12 protein-coding genes are annotated in these 20001 nt (G+C 65.1%); 4 read left to right on the top strand and 8 right to left on the bottom strand.

What is annotated here, in order from left to right; translation table 11 throughout:
* Window positions 1-90: 90 nt before the first annotated feature.
* The 8 genes from ACLQ7E_RS16195 to ACLQ7E_RS16160 all read right to left on the bottom strand — a co-directional run bounded on the left by ACLQ7E_RS16195 (window position 91) and on the right by ACLQ7E_RS16160 (window position 13390).
* Complete coding sequence (locus ACLQ7E_RS16195; RefSeq protein ID WP_411733597.1) at window positions 91-1494, bottom strand: M16 family metallopeptidase; 1404 nt, start codon at window positions 1492-1494, stop codon at window positions 91-93.
* 338 nt (window positions 1495-1832) lie between these two features.
* Window positions 1833-4058, bottom strand: coding sequence for a polyribonucleotide nucleotidyltransferase (locus ACLQ7E_RS16190; protein ID WP_411733596.1), 2226 nt, complete (start codon window positions 4056-4058; stop codon window positions 1833-1835).
* A 1105-nt stretch (window positions 4059-5163) separates the two neighbouring features.
* Complete coding sequence (locus ACLQ7E_RS16185; protein WP_411733595.1) at window positions 5164-6495, bottom strand: MFS transporter; 1332 nt, start codon at window positions 6493-6495, stop codon at window positions 5164-5166.
* 28 nt (window positions 6496-6523) lie between these two features.
* Window positions 6524-7753, bottom strand: a complete 1230-nt coding sequence (locus ACLQ7E_RS16180; protein ID WP_411733594.1) for a M20 metallopeptidase family protein — start codon at window positions 7751-7753, stop codon at window positions 6524-6526.
* A gap of 447 nt (window positions 7754-8200) precedes the next feature.
* On the bottom strand, window positions 8201-9043 hold the full coding sequence (locus ACLQ7E_RS16175) for an ABC transporter ATP-binding protein (protein ID WP_411733593.1): 843 nt from the start codon (window positions 9041-9043) through the stop codon (window positions 8201-8203).
* Window positions 9040-10740 carry a dipeptide/oligopeptide/nickel ABC transporter permease/ATP-binding protein gene (locus ACLQ7E_RS16170; protein ID WP_411733592.1) on the bottom strand — a complete coding sequence of 567 codons (1701 nt, stop codon included), beginning with the start codon at window positions 10738-10740 and terminating at the stop codon, window positions 9040-9042. Before ACLQ7E_RS16170 ends, ACLQ7E_RS16175 begins: the two co-directional genes overlap by 4 nt.
* Complete coding sequence (locus tag ACLQ7E_RS16165) at window positions 10730-11761, bottom strand: ABC transporter permease (protein WP_411733591.1); 1032 nt, start codon at window positions 11759-11761, stop codon at window positions 10730-10732. Before ACLQ7E_RS16165 ends, ACLQ7E_RS16170 begins: the two co-directional genes overlap by 11 nt.
* A gap of 9 nt (window positions 11762-11770) precedes the next feature.
* Window positions 11771-13390, bottom strand: coding sequence for an ABC transporter substrate-binding protein (locus ACLQ7E_RS16160; protein ID WP_411733590.1), 1620 nt, complete (start codon window positions 13388-13390; stop codon window positions 11771-11773).
* 267 nt (window positions 13391-13657) lie between these two features.
* On the opposite strand from ACLQ7E_RS16160, the gene ACLQ7E_RS16155 reads away from it, so the two are divergent.
* The 4 genes from ACLQ7E_RS16155 (at window position 13658) to ACLQ7E_RS16140 (ending at window position 19980) form a co-directional block, all read left to right on the top strand.
* Entirely contained in the window at window positions 13658-15241 is a 1584-nt protein-coding gene (locus tag ACLQ7E_RS16155) for an amidohydrolase (RefSeq protein WP_411733589.1), read from the top strand.
* A 74-nt stretch (window positions 15242-15315) separates the two neighbouring features.
* On the top strand, window positions 15316-16233 hold the full coding sequence (locus ACLQ7E_RS16150; RefSeq protein WP_411733588.1) for a LysR family transcriptional regulator: 918 nt from the start codon (window positions 15316-15318) through the stop codon (window positions 16231-16233).
* Between the two features lie 127 nt (window positions 16234-16360).
* Window positions 16361-18034 carry an amidohydrolase gene (locus ACLQ7E_RS16145; RefSeq protein ID WP_411733587.1) on the top strand — a complete coding sequence of 558 codons (1674 nt, stop codon included), beginning with the start codon at window positions 16361-16363 and terminating at the stop codon, window positions 18032-18034.
* A gap of 296 nt (window positions 18035-18330) precedes the next feature.
* Entirely contained in the window at window positions 18331-19980 is a 1650-nt protein-coding gene (locus ACLQ7E_RS16140) for a thiamine pyrophosphate-dependent enzyme (RefSeq protein ID WP_411733586.1), read from the top strand.
* Window positions 19981-20001 lie beyond the last annotated feature (21 nt).

Genomic DNA, 20001 nt, shown 5'->3' with positions numbered 1-20001 from the left:
CGGCGGGATTCGTCTCCCGGAACACAAAAAGGACCGCCCTTTGTCCCGAATCGGGAAAAGGGCGGTCCTTGAAGGCGATGTGCCGTGTGACTACATGCCGAAGTCGGCGGGTGAATCAAACGGCCCCACCACGGTGATGGTGCGCGGACGGGACGCCAGCAGCGCCGCCAGTTCCTGCACCTGTGCCGGGGTGACTGCCTTGACGCGCTCGAGCGACTCGTCGATGTCGTGGAAGACACCGGTGACAAGCTCTGCACGGCCCAGGCGCGACATGCGCGATCCCGGATCCTCCAGCGCCAGCACCATGCCGCCGGAGAGCTGGCCAACGGCCTTGCGCAGCTCCTCGTCGGTGATGCCGTCAGCTGCAAGCTTGTCCAGCTCTTCGCCCAGCAGCTTGATCACGCGCTCGGTCTTGGCGGGGGCGCACCCGGCATACATGCCGAAGTAGCCCGCATCGGAGTACGCGGCGGAGAACGAGTAGGTGGAGTACACCAGCCCGCGCTTCTCGCGGATCTCCTGGAAGAGTCGCGAGGACATGCCGCCGCCGAGGATCGCGTTCAGCACGCTCATCACGTGCCGGCGCTCGTCGGTGGCCACGATGCCCGGGCAGCCCATGATGATGTTGACCTGCTCGACCGGCCGGCGGATCACGTCGATGCGCTCGGAGCCGGTGATTTCCACCGGAACCGTGGAACGGCGGGGCACCGGCGAGGCGCCCTCTTCCATGTTCCAGCCCGCGGTGCGCAGGGCCTTGAGGACCAGGTCGCAGACCTCGTCGTGGTCAAGGGAGCCCGCCGCGGTGATGACCAGTTCGTCCGGGGTGTAGAAGCGCTGGTAGTGCTCCCAGACGGAGTCCCTGCCGATGCCGGTGATGGCCTCGGGCGTGCCGCCGATGGGGCGGCCCAGGACGTGGTGGCCCATGACCGCCTCGACGAAGCGTTCGTGCGCGACATCCCCCGGATCATCCGCGTCCATCGCGATTTCCTCGAGGATCACGTCGCGTTCCTGTTCCAATTCATTTGGATCAATAACGGCGGAGGTGACCATGTCGGCAATGACATCGATGGCCATCGGCAGGTCGGAGTCCAGCACGCGGGCGAAGTAGCAGGTGCTTTCCTTCGCCGTGGCGGCATTCGACTCGCCGCCGACCTCGTCGAAGGCCGAGGCGATTTCAAGCGCCGTGCGGCGCTTGGTGCCCTTGAACAGCAGGTGCTCAAGGAAGTGGGTGGAACCGTGTTGTCCGTCCTGCTCATCGCGGGATCCGACAGCCACCCAGAAACCGATGGTTGCCGAACGCTGGCCGGGCATTGCCTCGGTCAGCACACGAACACCACCGGGCAGGACCGAGCGGCGCACCAGCGCCCCACCGGCCTGCCCGTGGATGTTGGGGGGGCCCCCCGCCTCGTGCGGGGCGGGGGCGGGGGATACCCCACGCTCCCCCGCCGGGGCGGGAGACATTCCAAAGCCGTTGAGCGGCAGGGGAATCATGACCACAGAAAACATCCTTACTGTCCGCTTGTCTGACCGCGGAGCATTGGGTTATTCGCGCGCAGTGGCGCGCAAAAGGCATTACTCCATTCTTCCACAGGGCAAACCATTCACTGCCATGACATGAGCGGTCTCTCACCGCGCGCTCCCCCACGCAGTGAGGCCCAAGGCTGGTAGCCCACCTGGCCGCACCCGTGTCGCGGGTAGCCGGGTTGCCGGGTTGCCGGGTTGCCGGGTTGCCGCTGGGCTTGGATCTTCTCCTTGCAATTGCCAATTCCGCGGGCATAGAAAAATCCCGGCCCACCAAAAGGTGGACCGGGATTTTCTAGCCTAGAAAACTAGGATTACTCGGCTTCGACGAGGTCTTCCTCGGCTACAACCGGGGCAAGCGAGAGCTTTCCACGATCGTCGACCTTGGTGATTTCAACCTGAAGCTTCTGGCCCACGGAGACAACGTCTTCGACGTCGTCCACGCGCTTGCCACCGGCGAGCTTGCGCAGCTCGGAGATGTGCAGCAGGCCGTCCTTGCCCGGGGTCAGCGAAACGAACGCACCGAAGGTGGTCAGCTTCACGACGGTGCCGAGGTAGCGCTCGCCAATCTCAGGAACCTGAGGGTTGGCGATGGCGTTCACTGCGGAGCGTGCGGCTTCTGCCGACTCCCCGTTGGTGGCGCCGATGAGGACGGTTCCGTCGTCCTCGATGGAGATATCCGCTCCGGTATCCTCCTGGATCTGGTTGATCATCTTGCCCTTCGGGCCGATGACCTCGCCGATCTTGTCTACGGGGATCTTCACGGAGATGATCCGCGGAGCGTAGGTGGAGAGCTCGTCCGGGGTGTCAATGGCCTGGTTCAGGACATTGAGGATGTGCAGACGGGCTTCGCGGGCCTGGGTCAGCGCAGCTGCCAGGACCGATGCCGGGATGCCGTCGAGCTTGGTGTCAAGCTGGATGGCGGTGATGAACTCGGAGGTACCTGCGACCTTGAAGTCCATGTCGCCCATGGCGTCTTCGGCGCCGAGGATGTCGGTCAGGGCCGCGTAGCGGGTCTGGCCGTCAACTTCGTCGGACACCAGGCCCATGGCGATGCCGGCGACGGCTGCGCGCAACGGCACACCGGCGTTCAGCAGCGACAGGGTCGATGCGCAGACCGAGCCCATCGAGGTCGAGCCGTTGGAGCTCAATGCCTCGGAGACCTGGCGGATGGCGTACGGGAATTCCTCACGCGACGGCAGCACCGGCATGATGGCGCGCTCTGCAAGGGCACCGTGGCCGATTTCGCGGCGCTTGGGCGAACCCACGCGGCCGGTCTCACCGGTGGAGTACGGCGGGAAGTTGTAGTTGTGCATGTAGCGCTTGCGCGTCACCGGCGACAACGAGTCGATCTGCTGTTCCATCTTGAGCATGTTCAAGGTGGTGACGCCCATGATCTGGGTTTCGCCACGCTCGAAGATCGCCGAACCGTGGACGCGGGGAAGAACCTCGACCTCGGCGGTGAGCTTGCGGATGTCGGACAGGCCGCGGCCGTCCATGCGGATCTGGTCGGTCAGGATGCGCTGGCGCACGACCTGCTTGGTGACAGCACCGAAGGCCTTGGAGACCTCGCCTGCGCGCTTCTCGAAGGCGGTGCCCTCGGCGGCGAGCTCGGCAACGACCTCGTCCTTGAAGGCGGAGGCTGCGTTGTCGCGCTCCTGCTTGGCGGCAATCTGGTAGATGCCTGCAAGCTTCGTGGCGGCCTTGGCCTCAACGGCTGCGAAGACGTCGTCCTCGAAGTCGCGGAAGACCGGGAACTCGACGGTCGGCTTGGCGGCGCGGGCTGCCAGGTCGGACTGTGCCTCGCACAGTGCCTTGATGAACGGCTTTGCAGCCTCAAGGCCCTGGGCAACAACCTCTTCGGTCGGGGCGGTGTGGCCCTGTTCCTTGATGAGGTTCCAGGAGTTGTCGGTGGCCTCGGCCTCGACCATCATGATGGCGACGTCGTCGCCAGCGATGCGGCCTGCAACAACCATGTTGAACACTGCGTTTTCCAGCTGGCTGTGCTTCGGGAAGGCAACCCACTGGGCACCGTTTCCGTCGTCAACCAGTGCAACGCGAACGCCGCCGATCGGGCCGGAGAACGGCAGGCCCGAGAGCTGGGTCGACATCGAGGAGGCGTTGATGGCCACCACGTCGTAGAGCTCGTCCGGGTTGATCGCCAGAACGGTGACCACGATCTGGACCTCGTTGCGCAGGCCCTTGACGAAGGCCGGGCGCAGCGGGCGGTCCATCAGGCGGCAAGCCAGGATGGCTTCGGTCGACGGGCGACCTTCGCGGCGGAAGAAGCTGCCCGGGATGCGGCCGGCAGCGTACATGCGCTCCTCGACGTCCACGGTCAGCGGGAAGAAGTCGAAGCCTTCGCGCGGGTGCTTGCCGGCAGTGGTTGCCGAGAGCAGTGCGGTTTCTTCGTCGATGTAGACCATGGCCGCACCTGCGGCCTGCTGGGCCAGACGGCCGGTTTCGAAGCGGATAACTCGCTTGCCGTATCGACCGTTGTCGATCACGGCCTCTGCGAATTGAATTTCGGGACCCTCCATGGGGCGTGTCCTTTCGATCAATATCCGCAGCACGCTGCGAACAGGCCACACAACGGTGCAATCTGGTCTTCGATCGAGACTCGCGCTCTTCCATCAGGAAGAGCGAAAGCCACTACCGAGGACCGCGACTGTCTTCCGGTGGGTCAAGTGCGCGAAGTGCGCGGATATTTCGTCTTGTTTCTGTGCTGGTCATGCGAAATTGCAAACCATACGTATACCAGCCTACCGGGTTAACGGATTCGGCGCAGTGACGACTCGAACTCACAGTTGGCCGGGATCTCTCTGTTATGTGCCGACGCAGCATGGGTAACGCTCTCTAGCCTTTCGCCGTCGAGGGAAACGCAAAGTGAGTCGTCGCCGATTTCGCAGCAAAGTGCACGATCAGAGCACGTTCATTTTGTCGATTCTTGTGCGCCCGATAGCCACGTGATGACGGGAACAGGCCACGACAACCGTGTAGATGTTGAAGTGGGTTTTGCAGTGAAGGATGGTTCACCGCGACACCCTGGCACCAAGAATCCGGCAGTTAGCCTATCTAGATCTTTGTGGCGTGGGTTGTTGATCCTGGGAACTTGGGTACCCCATAGCGGTAGCCACGATTAGACCATCGTGAAAAATTCACTCCTGCCCAAGCCGCACACTCGTGGTCAGTGCCGAAAAGACCCGGCCCACTAAACAGGTGGGCCGCGCGGGAGCGTCTTGGACCATGGGGAACGACGCCGAAACCCACGACGATGGTGAGCGTGTGCACGATCGCCGGCAGCGCCAAGTGGGAATAAGGGCGGAACGGAACCTGGCGGTGGTGGGCACCGGACGGTGGGGTCCCGGCGTCCACAGGTGTGCGGGAAAAGACCGAAGGAAATATCTTTTGCCGTGCCCCTGTGGTCGCGGAGTCCGCAGCGGCCTTAAAGGGAAACCCCCGCCGCCGCACACCTTGGGGGTGGGCGCGGACGCGGGGGCTTGCAATCCCGTCCGGTGGCCTCTTGGGGATGGCACTTCCGGACGACTTTTCCACGTTACCCGTACAACTTGACGAGTGCAAAAAACAACATTCGTACTGGCCTACGCACAGCAGTACGACGTGGGGGCACGACCTCCCCGCCCCCTACTTCGTGAGGTCCCTGCCCTTGGTTTCCGGCAGCTTCCAGGCGACGAGGGTGGAGATGGCCATGAGGACGACAACGTAGATGGTGAATACGGAGGGGCCGAAGGTCGCGTTCGTCCAGCTCTGGAGATACGGCGCGGTTCCGCCAAAGACGGCGACCGCGACCGCGTAAGGGACGGCGACACCCACGGTGCGGATACGGGTGGGGAACATCTCTGCGAAGACGGCCGGCGTGATCGCGAGCGTCGCCCCCATCAGGACCAGGATGGCGGTCGCAGGGAGGAAGAGAGACCAGAATGTCGAGCCTACGGTGGTTATCAGCAGGGGGAACAACACGATTGGAACCCCGGTGCCGATCAGCAGGCCGGCGCGGCGCCCGAAGCGGTCCGAGAACCTTCCCCAGAAAGGGAGCGAGATGATCAGCACGAGGTTGCTCAGGACGCTGGCCAACAGTGCCGTGCCTTGGTCCATCCCGTGGATGATAACGGCCTGTTGGACGGCGCTCACCGACCAGACGTAGTAGCACACGGTGGAGCCGACGCCGAGGCCGATCACGCGCAGCGCCGAGCGCCAGTTCTTGCGGATCTCAGGCCACATCGGTTGGCGGCCCGTGGCCTTTGCGACCGAGAAGGCTTCCGTCTCCTTCATGCGGGAGCGGGCAATGAGGGTGTAGAGGCCAAGGAGTGCCCCGAGGATGAAGGGGATGCGCCAACCCCAGGCCTGCATGTCCTGCTTGCTGAGGATGGAGTTCAGGATGTAGCCGAAGAGCAGGCCGATCACGATCCCGGCGGTGCCCGACACGTAGATCAGGGAGGACCACAGTCCCCGGCGCTCGGCCGGCGCGGCCTCGGAAATGTAGGTCTGTGCGGAGGGCATCTCTCCGCCGTGGGCAAGCCCCTGGAGCAGGCGGGCGGTCAGGAGGACCACCGCGGCCCAGATGCCGGCCGTGTTGTAGGTCGGCACCAGGGCGATCATGAGCGAACCAAAGGAGGCGAGACCAACGGTGGCGATCATGGAGGACCGGCGCCCCAAGTGGTCCGCCATCCACCCGAAGAGGAAGCCCCCCACGGGTCGGGCGATAAAGCCGACGGCAAAGACCGCCATGGCACCCAGGAGCGCGGCCAGGGGGTCTTCCGGGTTGAAGACCTCGGTGGCGAAGTAGATGGCGAACGCGGAGTAGATACCCCAGTCGTACCATTCGAGCGCGTTGCCCAAGCCGGTGGCGAAAAGGGTCTGCCTCTGGGATTTAGTGGCTCTGGGAGAAGCAGTTGCGGGCGGAACCGCTTCCCGGGAGACCGCCGTTGCGGTGCCGGATTTTGTCTTGTGGATCATCGGAATTCCTTGGGAATGGAGGAGAAGGTCAGACGCTGGCGGACCGGGCCAGGCGGCCCATGGCGAGTTGGGTATACAGGGCCGTACCATCGACCAGCACACTGTCATCGAAGGTGGCTCGGGGCGAGTGGTTGAATGCGGCATCGGGACCGGCGCCGAGCGGCGTGGCGTCCAGGCAGATAAAGCTGCCAGGAACCTGCGCCAGGACGTCGGCGAAATCCTCGGAACCGCCCAGCGGAGCGGCCAAACGGTGATGGCGCTCGGCACCGAAGAGTTCGGTGATTTGTTCAGCGGCGAAGTTCGTGTGGGCCTCGTCCGTCACGGTGACCCGACCACCGACGTGGTAGTTTATGTCAACTTCGACGCCGTGCGCGGAGGCGATGCCTTTCAGAAGCCGCGGAATGGCCGACTGCATCTTGGTCCGCGCCTCTGCCGAATACATGCGCAGGCTCGCGCCGAATTCTGCTGAGTCGGGGATGACGTTGATGGCATCGCCGGCCTTGACCATTCCGACCGACACGACCACCGGATCATGGGCGTTAAACTGGCGAGTGACCATGTGCTGGAGGCCGAGGATCATTTCTGCCATCACCGGCACCGGATCTTGGGCCTGGTGCGGTGCCGAGCCATGGCCGCCCCGTCCGATGACCTTGACGAACAAGGCGTCCGCCGCGGACATCATGACCCCGGGCTTCGTTTCGAAGCGTCCGGTGTTGCCGCCGGCGCTGAAGACGTGGAGCCCGTAGGCCGCGTCTGCCCGGTGTCCCGAAAGATCCAGGATTCCTTCCTCAATCATCATCGGGGCGCCTGCGAGCTGTTCCTCGGCGGGCTGGAACATGAAGACCACGTCGCCCGTGAGCAAGTGCCGCCGCTCCGAGAGCAGGCGGGCGGCGCCAACGAGCATCGCGGTGTGCAGGTCGTGGCCGCAGGCGTGCATGCGGTTGGCCACCGTCGAGGCAAATTCGACGCCCGTTTCCTCTTGGAGGGGCAAGGCATCCATGTCCGCTCGCAGGAGGACGGTGTGCTTGGGCGCATCCCCCTGATCACCGGGTGCCTTACCGCGCAGGACGGCCCCAACGGAGCTTAGCCCCTTGCCGAGAGTGATCTCGAGCGGCAGGTCCGCCAGGGCCTCGAGGACCTTTTCCTGGGTCCGGGGAAGCTCCAGCCCAAGCTCGGGGTGTCGGTGGAGGTCATGACGAAACTGGGCGATATCGCCATGAAGCTCCCGGGCGTCTTCAAGAATTTTCGTGACGGACACGCAATGTTCCCTTCGAATGAACTGAAGTTCCACAATATTATGGAAGGTTTCATTCGAGTATGTGACCTGTGCAACCTGCCGTCCATGACCAAAATTGCAAGAGTTGCATAGCACCAGGGCATGGAGCACCTGCACTTCGCGCGCTCTCGGTGCTTCCGCCGGTTGCCGAGGCGGCGGCGACCGGCAATGCCACTTTGATTTTCGCTGGCCGAAAAGGGACGCGGGGACCTTTGCGGATTACCAACAATCGAAGACTGACGGGCCGGGCCCCGTGGAAACCGTCGGGTCCGCTTTCCCGCGCTGTACCCCCGGCGGGCTATGGCGGGCTGCCGGAACCCGATGGCCGGTTCCTGCACCTCGGGCACCGGCAACGCATGGGAGGCCAGTGGCTGCCTGATCCGGTGGCCGTCATTCTGAGCGTCACCCCGGAGCTGAGCTATTTCGCTTTTAGTCCAAAGTGAATCCGGGTGAGCCGGGGACGGAAGCGAGGAGCTTTCGGGTGTAGTCATGTTGTGGGTTGCGGTAGACGGAGTCGATGGTGCCGTGTTCGACGATGCGGCCGTGGTTCATGACGACGACCTCGTCGCAGACCTGTTGGACGACGGCGAGGTTGTGGGAGATGAAGAGCATGGCGGAGCGCACGGTTCCGCGCATGCCTTGGAGCAGTTTGATGATGTCGGCCTGAACGGAGACATCCAGGGCCGAGGTGATTTCATCGGCGATCACGAGTTTTGGCTCGAGCATCAGGGCGCGGGCGATGGCGATCCGTTGACGTTGCCCGCCGGAGAATTCATGTGGGTATTTCTCAGCGGACGAGGACGGGAGCTTGACCCGTTCCAGGGCGGCGGCAATGGCCTCGCGGTGCTCGGCGGGATTGGCGCCGTGGGGGTCCAGGGCCTCGGCCAGCGTTTGGCCGGTGGTGCGACGGGGGCTGAGTGAGGAGTACGGGTCCTGTGGGATGTACTGGACTTCGCGGCGCATCTGCTGGCGGCGCCTGCCGTGCATTTTGGTGAAGTCCTCGCCGCCGATGAGCACCTCGCCGCTGGAGGGCTTGTTGATTCCGACCAGGGTCTTGCCAAGCGTGGACTTTCCCGAGCCGGATTCCCCGACCAGTCCGACCACGATGCCGGCGGGAACGCTCAGCGTGATGCCCTTGAGCACGTGGGCGGCGCCGAAGCTGACGTTGAGGTCCTTCACGGATGCGGCCGCGGGCAGGCCGCCGCCCTGAGGGATGTCGTTTATGGTGTCGGTGCGGGTTTCGAAGGGGACGGGTTGGGTGTGCGCGTTCATGGTGTGGTTGCTCCTGCGGTGGCCGGTGCGGGGTCGAGGTCCAGGGTGGGGATCGCGGCCAGCAGTGCCTTGGTGTAGGGGTGGTGGACGTCGCGGGCGGCGAGCTGGGCGGCGGTAAGCCGTTCAACGATCTCCCCTGACTTCATGACCAGGATGGTGTCGCACAGTGCCTCGACGACGCCGAGGTCGTGGGAGATGAAGAGCATCGCGGTGCCCTGTTCGCGGTGGATGCGCCGGAATTGGCGAAGGACATCGGCCTGGACGGTGACGTCCAGTGCCGTGGTCGGTTCGTCGGCGACGATGAGTTTGGGCGAGGTGACGATGGATGCGGCGATCATGGCCCGCTGGCGCATGCCGCCGGAAAGTTCGTGCGGGTGCTGGCGCAGGCGTTGGGCAGGTTCGGTGACGTTCATGCTGGCCAGTGCCTCGGTGATCACCTTGCGCGCCATCGCCCCGCCCATGCCCAGATGGGTCCGCAGTACCTCGGTCAGCTGGGAACCCATGCGCAGGGAGGGGTTGAACGTGGTGCCGGGGTCCTGGTAGACGATGCTGATTTCCTTGGCCAGCCGTGACTGGTCCGGTGCGGCGAGCATGTTCATGTCACCGACCCGCAGGAGCTCCGCCTCGACGGCGAGGTCTTCGGAGGACAGGCCCGCAATGGCCATGGCCGTGAGGGACTTCCCGGATCCGGATTCGCCCACCAGGGCCACGACTTCACCGGGGTTGATGGAGAACGAGACGCCCTTGACGAGCTCGGCCCGGTTCGGGATGCTGATGCGTAGGTTCTCCACGCGCACCAATGCGGTGTCGGCGCCGGTGACCTGGGCCGGGATGATGCGCGTGCGGTCCAGGGCCCGGCGAAAGAAGCTGCGCTTGGCCCGGGGATCGGCGTGGGCTGCCAGCGCGTCACCGATCAGCATGACCGAGAGCCCGCTGAGGGCAATCATGACCGACGGGCCGACTGCCTCCACCGGCTGGGTGTAGAGGGCCCCGAGACTGTCGTTCAGGAGCCGGCCGAAGTCGTATTGCGGGGACTGGACGCCCAGGCCAATGAAGGACAGCGCGGAGATCTCCACGAGGGACAAGGCGAAAACGGTCGCGGACAGGATCAGCAACGGCTCGGCCATGTTCGGCAGCATGTGCCGAGCCGCGATCCGCACCGGGCTGACACCCAGCAGTCGTGCCGTCACGACGTACTCACTGTTGGACACCGAGGAGGCCAGGTTCGCGGTGATCCGGGCGAAGCCGGGGATGCCGGCGATGCCGATCGCGATGACCGCCGAGGAAACTCCCGGTTCCAGGACTGCGGCAATCACGAGGGCGAAGATCAGCGAGGGATAGGCGACTGCGGTTTCCAGGATGCGCAGCGCAACTTCCCGGACACGCCGGCCCGAGAGCCAGATGCCCAGGCCGATCACCGCGCCGCAGACAACCGAGATGGCGGCGGCGCCGGCGGTCATGAGCAGGGTCAGCCGGGTCGCGACTAGGGTGCGCGAGAGCAGGTCCCGGCCGAAGTCGTCGGTGCCCAGCCAATGCTCGGCACTGGGTCCGAGGGCGGCATTGGGGGTCAGCTGTTCGGCCGCTTGCCCCAGGGTCGGCGGGGCGATGATGGCCACCAGAACCAATGCCGTGAGCAGGCTGGCACCGGTGAGCATGGCGGGAGTCCAGAACTCCCGGCTCCTAAGCCTAGATGTCACTTGAGGTTCCTCCGAGGTTGCGGGGATCGATGATGGCCAGGATCAGGTCCACCAGGATGATGATGAGGGTCGCGAGCAGGCCCAGGACCAGGATGATGCCCCTGATGACGGGATAGTCGCGCTGCAGGATCGCGTTCACGATCCCCTGGCCCAGTCCCGGCCAGGCGAAGACGGTCTCGATGACCACGGCTCCGCCCAGCTGTGCGGCAAGGATGAGCCCTGAGAGAGTCAGCGTAGTGGTGACCAGGTTCGGCAAGACGTAGCGCGCATTGGTGCGCAGCGCGCCGAGCCGCCAGCCGCGCGCCGTGCGGATGTAGTCCTTGTCCAGGACCACGGCCGTTTCGCGTCGCACGATCCGTGAGATCACGCAGATCGGGCCCAGCATCAGTGCCGCCGTGGGAAGCACCAGCGAATCCAGGGTCGCTGCGCCCGCCGCCGGAAGCCAGCGCAGCGTTACGGCGAACACCACCACGAGCAGTGTCGCCACCACATACTGCGGGATCGAGTACAGCAGGCTGGTCAGGAAATTGAAGGAGTTGTCCAGCCACTTGTTTCGTCCGCCGCGGGTCAGGATCGCCACGGCCATGCCCAGCGGGACCGACAGCAGCAGGACCAGCACGATGGCCAGCAACGCGATCTCGGCGGTGAAGGGAAACCGGGTGAAGATCAAGGCGGAGACGCTCTCGCCGGAGACGAACGAGGTCCCCATGTCCAGGCGCAGCACTCCCCCGACATAGTTCAGGAACTGCACGGCGACCGGCAGGTCCAGGCCAAGCTCGGATCTGACAGTGGCGATTTGCGCGGGACTTGCGCCGTCACCGGCGGCAATCACCGCAGGATCGCCCGGGATCAGCGGCACGATCAGGAACGTCACCACGACCAGCACCGCAAACGACAACACCAGCCCACCGAGGCGGCGCAAGGAAAACGCCACCCACGGCCGGTGGACGAAACGGCCCCCCGAACCCCCGGCTGCGACGCCGGGGGTTCGGGAAGCTTCAACAGCAATCGAGGAAGTCATGGCCTGTTCCTACTTCGTGATCCGCATGGTGCTTTCGTCCGGCTGGCCATTCATGGTGTGCATGGCGAATCCGGACCGGATGGTGACCTGGGCGGGAAGGCTGGCCAGCGGGACCACGTGGGCCTCGCCGATCATGACTTTCTGGGCTTCCTGGTAGGTGCCGCAGCGCTCGGTGGCGTCGGTCTGCGTCATGGCCTTGGCCACGATGTCAAGGACGGGCTGGTTCTCCAAGCCTCCCCAGTTCAGGCCGCCTTGTTCCACCGGAGTGCCGATGACTGTGGACAGTGCGCCGAACATGGTGCCCCCGGCGTTGATGCCACCCATGACGGTGACGTCCCAGGTGTCGATCTTCTGCGTCAGCTCGGTGCTCCAAGTTGCCAGGTCCACGTTGCGCAGCTCGATATCCGCCCCGGCGGCCCGCAGGGCCTCGGCGACGTAGGTGTTGGCCGCTCCGTTGGGGCCGAAGATCTGGGCCCCGACCATGCGGATCTTGACTCCGGCGAGGGCCTTTTGGGCCGCTGCAGGGTCGGACTTGATGAGGAGTTCAGTGTCGGTGCTGGAGCACGGAACGCCTGGGTGGGCGAAGGACGTGTAGACCTCGCCGAGGCCACCGGAGGTGGCCTGGTTGAAGGCGGTTGCGTTCAGCGCCTGCGCGACGGCCTTGCGGAGGGTCGGGTCGGCAAAGGGGTGGCCGGGACGCTCGTTGAACATCATGTACAGGCTGCCCTGCGGGATGGTCTCGGTGCTGAAGTCCTGGTTGCCCTCGAACCGGGTGCTGTCTTTCCCGCGGATGGAGGCAATGTCCTTCGTGCCGGTGAGGAGCTCGTTGGAGATGGCACTGGGATTGGCGTTGACGCTGGCCTCGATGGTCTTGGCGGGCGTGCCCTCGATCTTGGTCTCGTAGGCGGGCCAGGTCTTGTAGTCATCGCGAAGCGTGAACGAGTAGCCGACGCCGTGCTGTTTCTTGGTCAGCGTATAGGGTCCGGAGAACGCCCCGGCCACGTCGCCGGCGGTCAGGCCCTTGGGGTCATTGAGGCCCGCGGGGCAAGCAATGCCTGTGGCGTGAAGGCTCATGCCCTGCAGCAAGTCGGTCCACGGCTGAGCGAGCTTCACTGTGACGGTGCCGGCGGATTCATCGGCGGTGACCGTGGCCGGGCCCTCGCCCAGGACGAGGGGGCGGAAGCTGGACTTGCTATCCGGCGAGGCGAAGACCTTCAGGGAGTCAGCGACCACGCTGGCGGTGATGGGGGTGCCGTCGGAGCAGGTGGCGCCGTCGCGGATGGTGAACGTGCCCTGGGTGGGGGTGATGTCCCACTTGCTGGCCAGGTCCGAAACGATTTTGTTGTTCTCATCGCGACGCACCAGCGTGGAGTATAAGAGGCGGTTGGCCATGTAGTCGTCCGCATTGCGGACCTCTACCGGCGCGAACGAGGTGGGGTCGGCGCTGAGCACGGTGTTGATGGTGTCCGTGGAGACTTCACCGGAGGCAGGCGCCCCCGCGCCTGCTCCGGCGCCGGTGGTGCAGCCGGTGGCGGCGATGGTGATTGCCGCGGCGGCGGCGGCCAGGCGGGCGAGTCGGCGGCCAAGGCGGGCGGACGTGCCGGCCGTTGACTGGTGTTTCTGGATCACGTGGGGGTCCTTTGCTTGGATTCAATGCGAGTGCGGGCTTCGTGTGACCTAGCTCATGCGAATGCCCATGGAGTGAGTATGTGACCCGCTCCTCCAGTACGTCTAAGACTCATTTCGCAACTAACGTATGCATAACTGGCATGAAGGCGGCGCTTCCGTTTATTCACGTGGGATCCCGAAGTGGGCACGCGGTGCAGCGCATATTTGTGACCCGCTTGTTGCGCAACCCAGGGCGTTGTTGCGAAGCGGCGCCCATACCCTCATTCCATGACCACCACTCTCTTTGCCAACGCCGCCATCCACACCCTCAATCCACGGAAGCCCCGGGCCAGTGCCCTTCTGGTGGAGGATGGCATCATCGTGGCGGTAGGCTCGGAAGCCGAACTTCGAGCCCACGCTCCGATCGGGACCAGAACACACGATCTGGAAAAAGCAGTGGTCATTCCCGGGTTCACCGATTCCCACATCCACACCGCGACGCTGGCGCGGGCCATGCACGAGGTCGACCTGCGGTATGCCGGAAGCGTGGAGGAAGCGCTGGCCGGGGTCGCTGCCGTGGAGCCGCAATACGGTGACGGCGAGTGGATTTTCGGCGGATGGTGGGACTACAACAAATGGCAAGTTCCGGTCCAGCCGGATCGCCGCGGACTGGACGCGGTGTGCCCACGCAATCCGGTGGCACTCACCAGCGCCGACGGCCACACGGTATGGGCCAATGGCCGGGCGCTCCAGGCGCTCGGCATCACCCGGACGACGCCGGATCCCGCCGGCGGCGAAATCGTCCGCGACGCGCAGGGGGAAGCCACGGGGATCCTGCGGGAGAGCGCGGTCTATCCAGTCCGGAGGCTCGCCGCCTCGGGGCTTTCCGGAAATCTCGCCGAACAGCTGCGCAAGGCCCAGGGGTACCTATTGTCGCTGGGTGTGACCGGCGTCCACGACATCGACGGAGCCGATGCGCTGGAGGCCTACACCCGCCTTCGCGAGGACGGAGCGCTGGCCCTGCGCGTGAACAAGTTGCTCGCCCAGAACGATCTGGAGGCCGCGATCCGGAACGGGATCCGGACAGGCCAAGGAGACAGTTGGATCCGGCACGGCGCGGTGAAGATTTTCGCCGACGGCGCGGTGGGCTCGCACACCTGCCACATGGGCGAACCCTTTCCGGGCGGCAACAACCACGGGATGGAAGTCACCACATATCCCGAAATGCTCTCCTTGGCCACTCGCGCCGCCAGGGCGGGAATCGCCGTCGCGGTCCACGCCATCGGGGACCGGGCCAACCATTTGGTGCTCAACGCGCTGACCGAGGTCCAGGGCCTCACCTCCAGGCACGGGCTGCGCCACCGGCTCGAACATGTCCAGTTCCTCTTGCCGGCGGATGTTCCGCGGCTGGCCACCCTCGGGGTCGTGGCCTCCATGCAGCCACAGCACTGTCCCAGCGACATGCCCATCCTGGGCATGCTGAGGGGCCGGAACCTCGCGTCCTACGCTTGGCGAAGCCTGTTGGATGCAGGGGCCACGGTGGCGTTTGGTTCCGACTCCCCCGTCGAAATCCCCAACCCGTTCCACGGGATCCATGCGGCACTGACGCGGACCACCGAGGAGGGAAAGCCCGAAGGCGGCTGGGAACCCCACGAGCGGATCTCCCTGGCCCAAACTCTCAATGCCTACTGCGTCGCACCGGCCTATGCGTCAGGGGAGGAAAACCTCAAAGGCATGCTTAAGCCCGGGATGCTGGCGGACTTCACGGTGTTGGACACGGACATCTTCGCGGTGGGCCCGGCGGAGATCAGGGAGACGAAGGTGCGGATGACCGTCACAGACGGGCTGGTGCGGCACATGAGCGGGGAATAAGCTCTCCCCGACGATTGCATACCCGAGATTGCCAATAATTGCGAGATGCCATGCCAAAGAGGCATGATTTAGTCATGAATCTTCGCCGTCTCCAGTATTTCCTCGCCGTAGTCGATGCGGGCACCCTTACCGCGGCCGCGGAAAAGATCCATATTGCCCAGCCCGCCCTGAGCCGGCAGATCAAGACGCTTGAGGGCGAGCTCAAGCTTGCCCTGTTCGAGCCCCAGGGCAATAAGTTGGCGCTGACACCCGCCGGCCGGGCGTTCGTGCCGGCCGCCCGCCGCCTGATGCTGGAGACACAGAGCCTCGAAGACGCTGCGGATTCCCTCCGGACCGGGCACGTCGCAGCGCTCGTGGCTGCCGCGACGGCTGCGTCGGTCCGCGGCTTCCTCGCCCCCTTCATTGCCACCACCAACCCCACCGAGCCGCTGATCATCACGCGGGAGACCAGCCACTTTGCCATCACCGAGGCACTGTTGCACGGCAGCGACTTCGCCGTCTCCCCGGCACCACCGGAACCAGGGCTCGCGACCATGCCCTTGGGCAGCATCCCGCTCAAAGCCTTCGTCCCGGCCAACCATGAATGGGCGCTGGCCGGCACCACCGAGCTGCCGCTTGAGGAACTGATAGGCCACCATGCGATCCTGCCCTCGCACCAGAGCGTGAGCCGCTACATCCTGGACGACGCCCTTAACCAGTCGCAGTTGGCCTTCCGGCAAGTTTCCGAGTGCGACGACGGCAATACGATCATGGCGCTAGCGGCAGCAGGACACGGGCTCGGAATCACCACCGACCTTCCCGCCTACGGCACCCATCCGATTCGCATCCTCAACAGCGCCCCCGGGGCTACCGGCCGCACCCTGCGGCTACCCCTGCACGTGGCGTGGATTCCCGGCCACTTTGCAGAGAAATCCATTCGCGCCCTCGCCGTGCGCCTACACGACTTCCTCAGTGAACAGGGCGCCACTATTACCGATTCCCCCGCAAACTAAGCCCGACCAGACCCAGTTCATGCCCAAGGGGCATTGGGACCCAACCTTTACCGTATTAGACAGCATGGAGTTAGCTACCGATACTGGGATGAAGCCCACTACGCATCCACAGAATCGGGGGAAGCGCATGCTCTTCGATACGCTTTACACCAACGGAACCTTCCACACGCAGGACGCCAGCCGACCACTGGCCCAAAGCATCGGCGTCCACAACGGGCGTGTCATCAGCCTCGACGACGAACTGGCACCCACATACTTCCGCGAGGTGCACGATTTTCACGGCGCTGTCGTGGTTCCCGGTTTCAACGACGCACACTGCCACCTGAGTTATGTGGGACTGGCGACGATGCAGGCGGACCTGCGGCCCTCGACCTGCACCACCATGGACGAGCTCCTGGCGGCGGTCGAGGCTGCGTGTGCCGCAGCACCGGAGGGTGCCTGGGTCCAAGGTGCGGGCTACGACCAAAACTATTTCGGGAACCAACACCCCACGGCGGAGCAGTTGGATGCCGTCAGCCATGGCCACCCGGTCTTCCTGATGCACGTTTCCAGGCACATGGGCGTGGCCAATACGCATGCCTTTGAACTTGCGGGCTATCCCGACAGGCGCAACGTACACGCACCCGAAGGCGGCGCGGTACCGGTGTCCTCCGATGGCCGCGCCCTCGGCCTCCTGCAGGAAACGGCGCGGGCACTGGTCATGGACGCCATCCCGATGCCCACCACCGACGATGTGGCCGGCATGGTGGCAGCCGGCAGTGCGGCGCTGCTGGCATTGGGGGTCACCAGCATCACCGAACCCGGGCTCGGCGCCCCCCAGCACATCGGCCACAGCTTTTCGGACCTCGCCGGCTTTCAGCAGGCTCGCGACGCGGGGATCTTGGGCGTGCGCGCCACCGTCATGCCGTACATCACCACACTGCACGGCCTGGGCGATTTCCTTGTCGGTGACCAAGACCGCGGGTTACCGGTTCGGCCGATCGGCCTTGATCTGGGCATGCGCACCGGCTTCGGCGACGACTGGCTGCGACTTGGCCCGGCCAAGATCCTCTCCGACGGTTCGCTCATTGGCCGCAGCGCATTCATGTGCTGCGATTACAGCGGGGATGCGGCGGCGAACCAAGAGAACCGCGGTCTGCTGCAGTTTCCTGCCGAGGACATGCGCCGGAAGATCATCGGTGCACACCGGGCAGGCTGGCAGGTGGCCGCGCATGCGATCGGGGACGCGGCCCTTGACGTGGTGATGGGGATCTTCGAGGAAGCCCAACGGCTCTACCCCCGGCCCGACACCCGCCACCGGATCGAGCACTTGAGCGTGGCCAGTGACGAACAGATCCGGCGCGTAGCTGCCCTCGGCCTGGTCCCCGTTCCGCAAGGCCGCTTTGTTTACGAGCTCGGGGACGGCGTGGCCCGGGCCATGGGCCCGGACCGCACCAGGATCTCCTACCGCGTGAAGGCCCTGCTGGATGCCGGGCTGGAGATTCCCGCCAGCACGGACGCCCCGGTCGTGGGCGCGGACCCCATCCAGAACATCCATGACCTGGTGAACCGCCGCACCGCCTCCGGCGCGGACTTCGTTCCCGAGGAGCGCATCTCGGTAGCGCAGGCGATTCGCTCCTACACTCTGGGCAGCGCGTATGCGGTCCATGAGGAACGGAGCAAAGGCACCCTGGTCCATGGCATGTTGGCAGACTTCGTTGTGCTGTCCGATGACATCTACACCGTGGCCTCCGAGGATATCGGCGACATCACGGTCACCGCCACAGTAGTCGATGGCAGGCTCGCCCACGGGAAGCTGTAACAAGCCCCAACCCGCCCGCTGCTTGACCGATGCATGGGGCACACCGGACCTTGCTGTCGACGGAGCCAAGATAGCCGCCGCTCCCCGGCGCAGCGACCCGATTGCCCGTGATTCCCCTGAGAGCGGCCGAGAAGCAACCTCCCCGTCATGCCCTGCGGTTATGAAGTTTGAACTTTATGAGTATTGGACAGCATGAAGGCGCGGACGAATACTTGAAATAAGCAACGGACCATGGCCTCTGGGTCCCCTATCGCCAGAGGCATCTAACCGCCTACACCCCATTTGAGGAGCACCACTTGGAGAAGAAGACCCACGCCGGCCAGGCGATTGTTGATTCGCTGGCCCTGCACGGAGTTAACCGTGTATTCGCGGTACCGGGCGAAAGCTACCTCGCCGTGCTCGACGGACTCCACGGTGCCGATATCAACACCGTGGTGTGCCGCCAGGAAGGCGGGGCGGCCTACATGGCCGAGGCGCACGGCAAGTTCACCGGCGAGCCCGGCGTCGCCATGGTCACCCGCGGGCCCGGGGCCGCCAACGCCTACGTGGCCATCCACGCTGCCTGGCAGGATGCGACCCCGATGGTCCTCTTCGTGGGCCTGATCCCGGTGGCCGACCGCATGCGCGAATCATTCCAGGAATTCGACCCCCACGCATGGTTCGGTACCCAGGCCAAGCGTGTCTTCGTGCTCGAGGAGGCCTCCCGCGCCTCGGAGATCGTCGCCGAGGCGTTCTTTGCGGCCAAGTCCGGGCGGCCCGGGCCTGTCATCGTCGGCCTGCCCGAGGACGTCATCACCCACGAATTCGCGGGCGAACTGCACCCTGCCATCGCCGTGGCCGAGGGTGCGGTCTCCGCCGGGGAGCTGGAGCTGATCACCACCGCCCTGGCCGGAGCACAAAAGCCCGTGATCTTCGTCGGTGGCCAGCGCTGGACCCCAGAGGCCGCCGCCGCAGTGACCTCCTTTGCCGAAGCCAACTGCATCCCGGTGGTCCAGGACTGGCGCGCTTCTGACCGCATCCCGTTCAACTCGGAGGTCTTCGTGGGCGCCCTGGGCTACGGCCGCACACAGGACACCGCCCGGATGTTCGCCGAGGCCGACGTGTTGCTGGCCATCGGCGCCCTTCCCACCGATGTTCCCACCGACGGCTACACCCTGCGCCAGACCAAGGATGCCACCAATATCCTCGTCAACATCGACACCTCTCTGCGCGGACGCTCCGGTGCGGTCACCGCCCACGTCCTTGCATCCCCGGTGGCCTTCGCCGACGCCATCAGGAACGTGCGGCTGGGCAATTCCGCGCGGTGGGATCCGTGGCGTGCCGCCGGACGCATGGCCCAGATCGCCTTCAGCGCGCTGCCGGAACAGTCCGCCCTTCCTGCCACCAGGGAGCACACCGCGCACATGGGCGCCGTTGTCGCCGAGCTGGTCCAGCGGCTGCCCCACGACGCCGTCTACACCTTCGGTGCCGGAAACCACTGCGCGTGGGCGCAGCGGTACCTGCCCACCAATGTGTTTCCGTCGCAGCTGAGCATGCGCAACGGATCCATGGGATACAGCGTGCCTGCAGCGGTCGCCGCTTCCCTGGAATCCCCGGAGCGACTGGCAGTGGCCATCGCCGGCGACGGCGAGTTCTTGATGAACGGCCAGGAGTTCGCCACGGCCGTGCAGCACGGTGCCGCCATGCTCATCATCGTCATGGACAATGGCCAGTACGGCACCATCCGCGACCACCAGGAGCACCACTTCCCGGGCCGCGTCAGCGGCACCCAGCTCAGCAACCCCGACTTCGCCGCGTTCGCCCGGGCCTTTGGAGGCCACGGCGAGACGGTCACCCATGACGACCAGGCCGCGACCGCCGTCGAACGTGCCCTCAAGGCCGTGCTGGAGACGCGGATTCCGGCCATCATCCACGTCATCACCGATCCGCAGATCGCCCTCCCCTGAGCGCTCTGAACCACCAAAAGG

It is taken from the genome of Paeniglutamicibacter sp. (assembly GCF_046714615.1).
In the GTDB taxonomy this organism is placed as follows: domain Bacteria; phylum Actinomycetota; class Actinomycetes; order Actinomycetales; family Micrococcaceae; genus Paeniglutamicibacter.
This window is presented reverse-complemented; position numbering and strand designations above follow the sequence as displayed.

What these genes read in the sequence shown, in the direction of transcription:
- ACLQ7E_RS16145 (WP_411733587.1), top strand. Translation starts at nt 16,361, where the DNA reads ATGCTCTTCGATACGCTTTACACCAACGGAACCTTCCACACGCAGGAC.
- ACLQ7E_RS16165 (WP_411733591.1), bottom strand. Translation starts at nt 11,761, where the DNA reads ATGACTTCCTCGATTGCTGTTGAAGCTTCCCGAACCCCCGGCGTCGCA.
- ACLQ7E_RS16185 (WP_411733595.1), bottom strand. Translation starts at nt 6,495, where the DNA reads ATGATCCACAAGACAAAATCCGGCACCGCAACGGCGGTCTCCCGGGAA.
- ACLQ7E_RS16155 (WP_411733589.1), top strand. Translation starts at nt 13,658, where the DNA reads ATGACCACCACTCTCTTTGCCAACGCCGCCATCCACACCCTCAATCCA.
- ACLQ7E_RS16190 (WP_411733596.1), bottom strand. Translation starts at nt 4,058, where the DNA reads ATGGAGGGTCCCGAAATTCAATTCGCAGAGGCCGTGATCGACAACGGT.
- ACLQ7E_RS16150 (WP_411733588.1), top strand. Translation starts at nt 15,316, where the DNA reads ATGAATCTTCGCCGTCTCCAGTATTTCCTCGCCGTAGTCGATGCGGGC.
- ACLQ7E_RS16175 (WP_411733593.1), bottom strand. Translation starts at nt 9,043, where the DNA reads ATGAACGCGCACACCCAACCCGTCCCCTTCGAAACCCGCACCGACACC.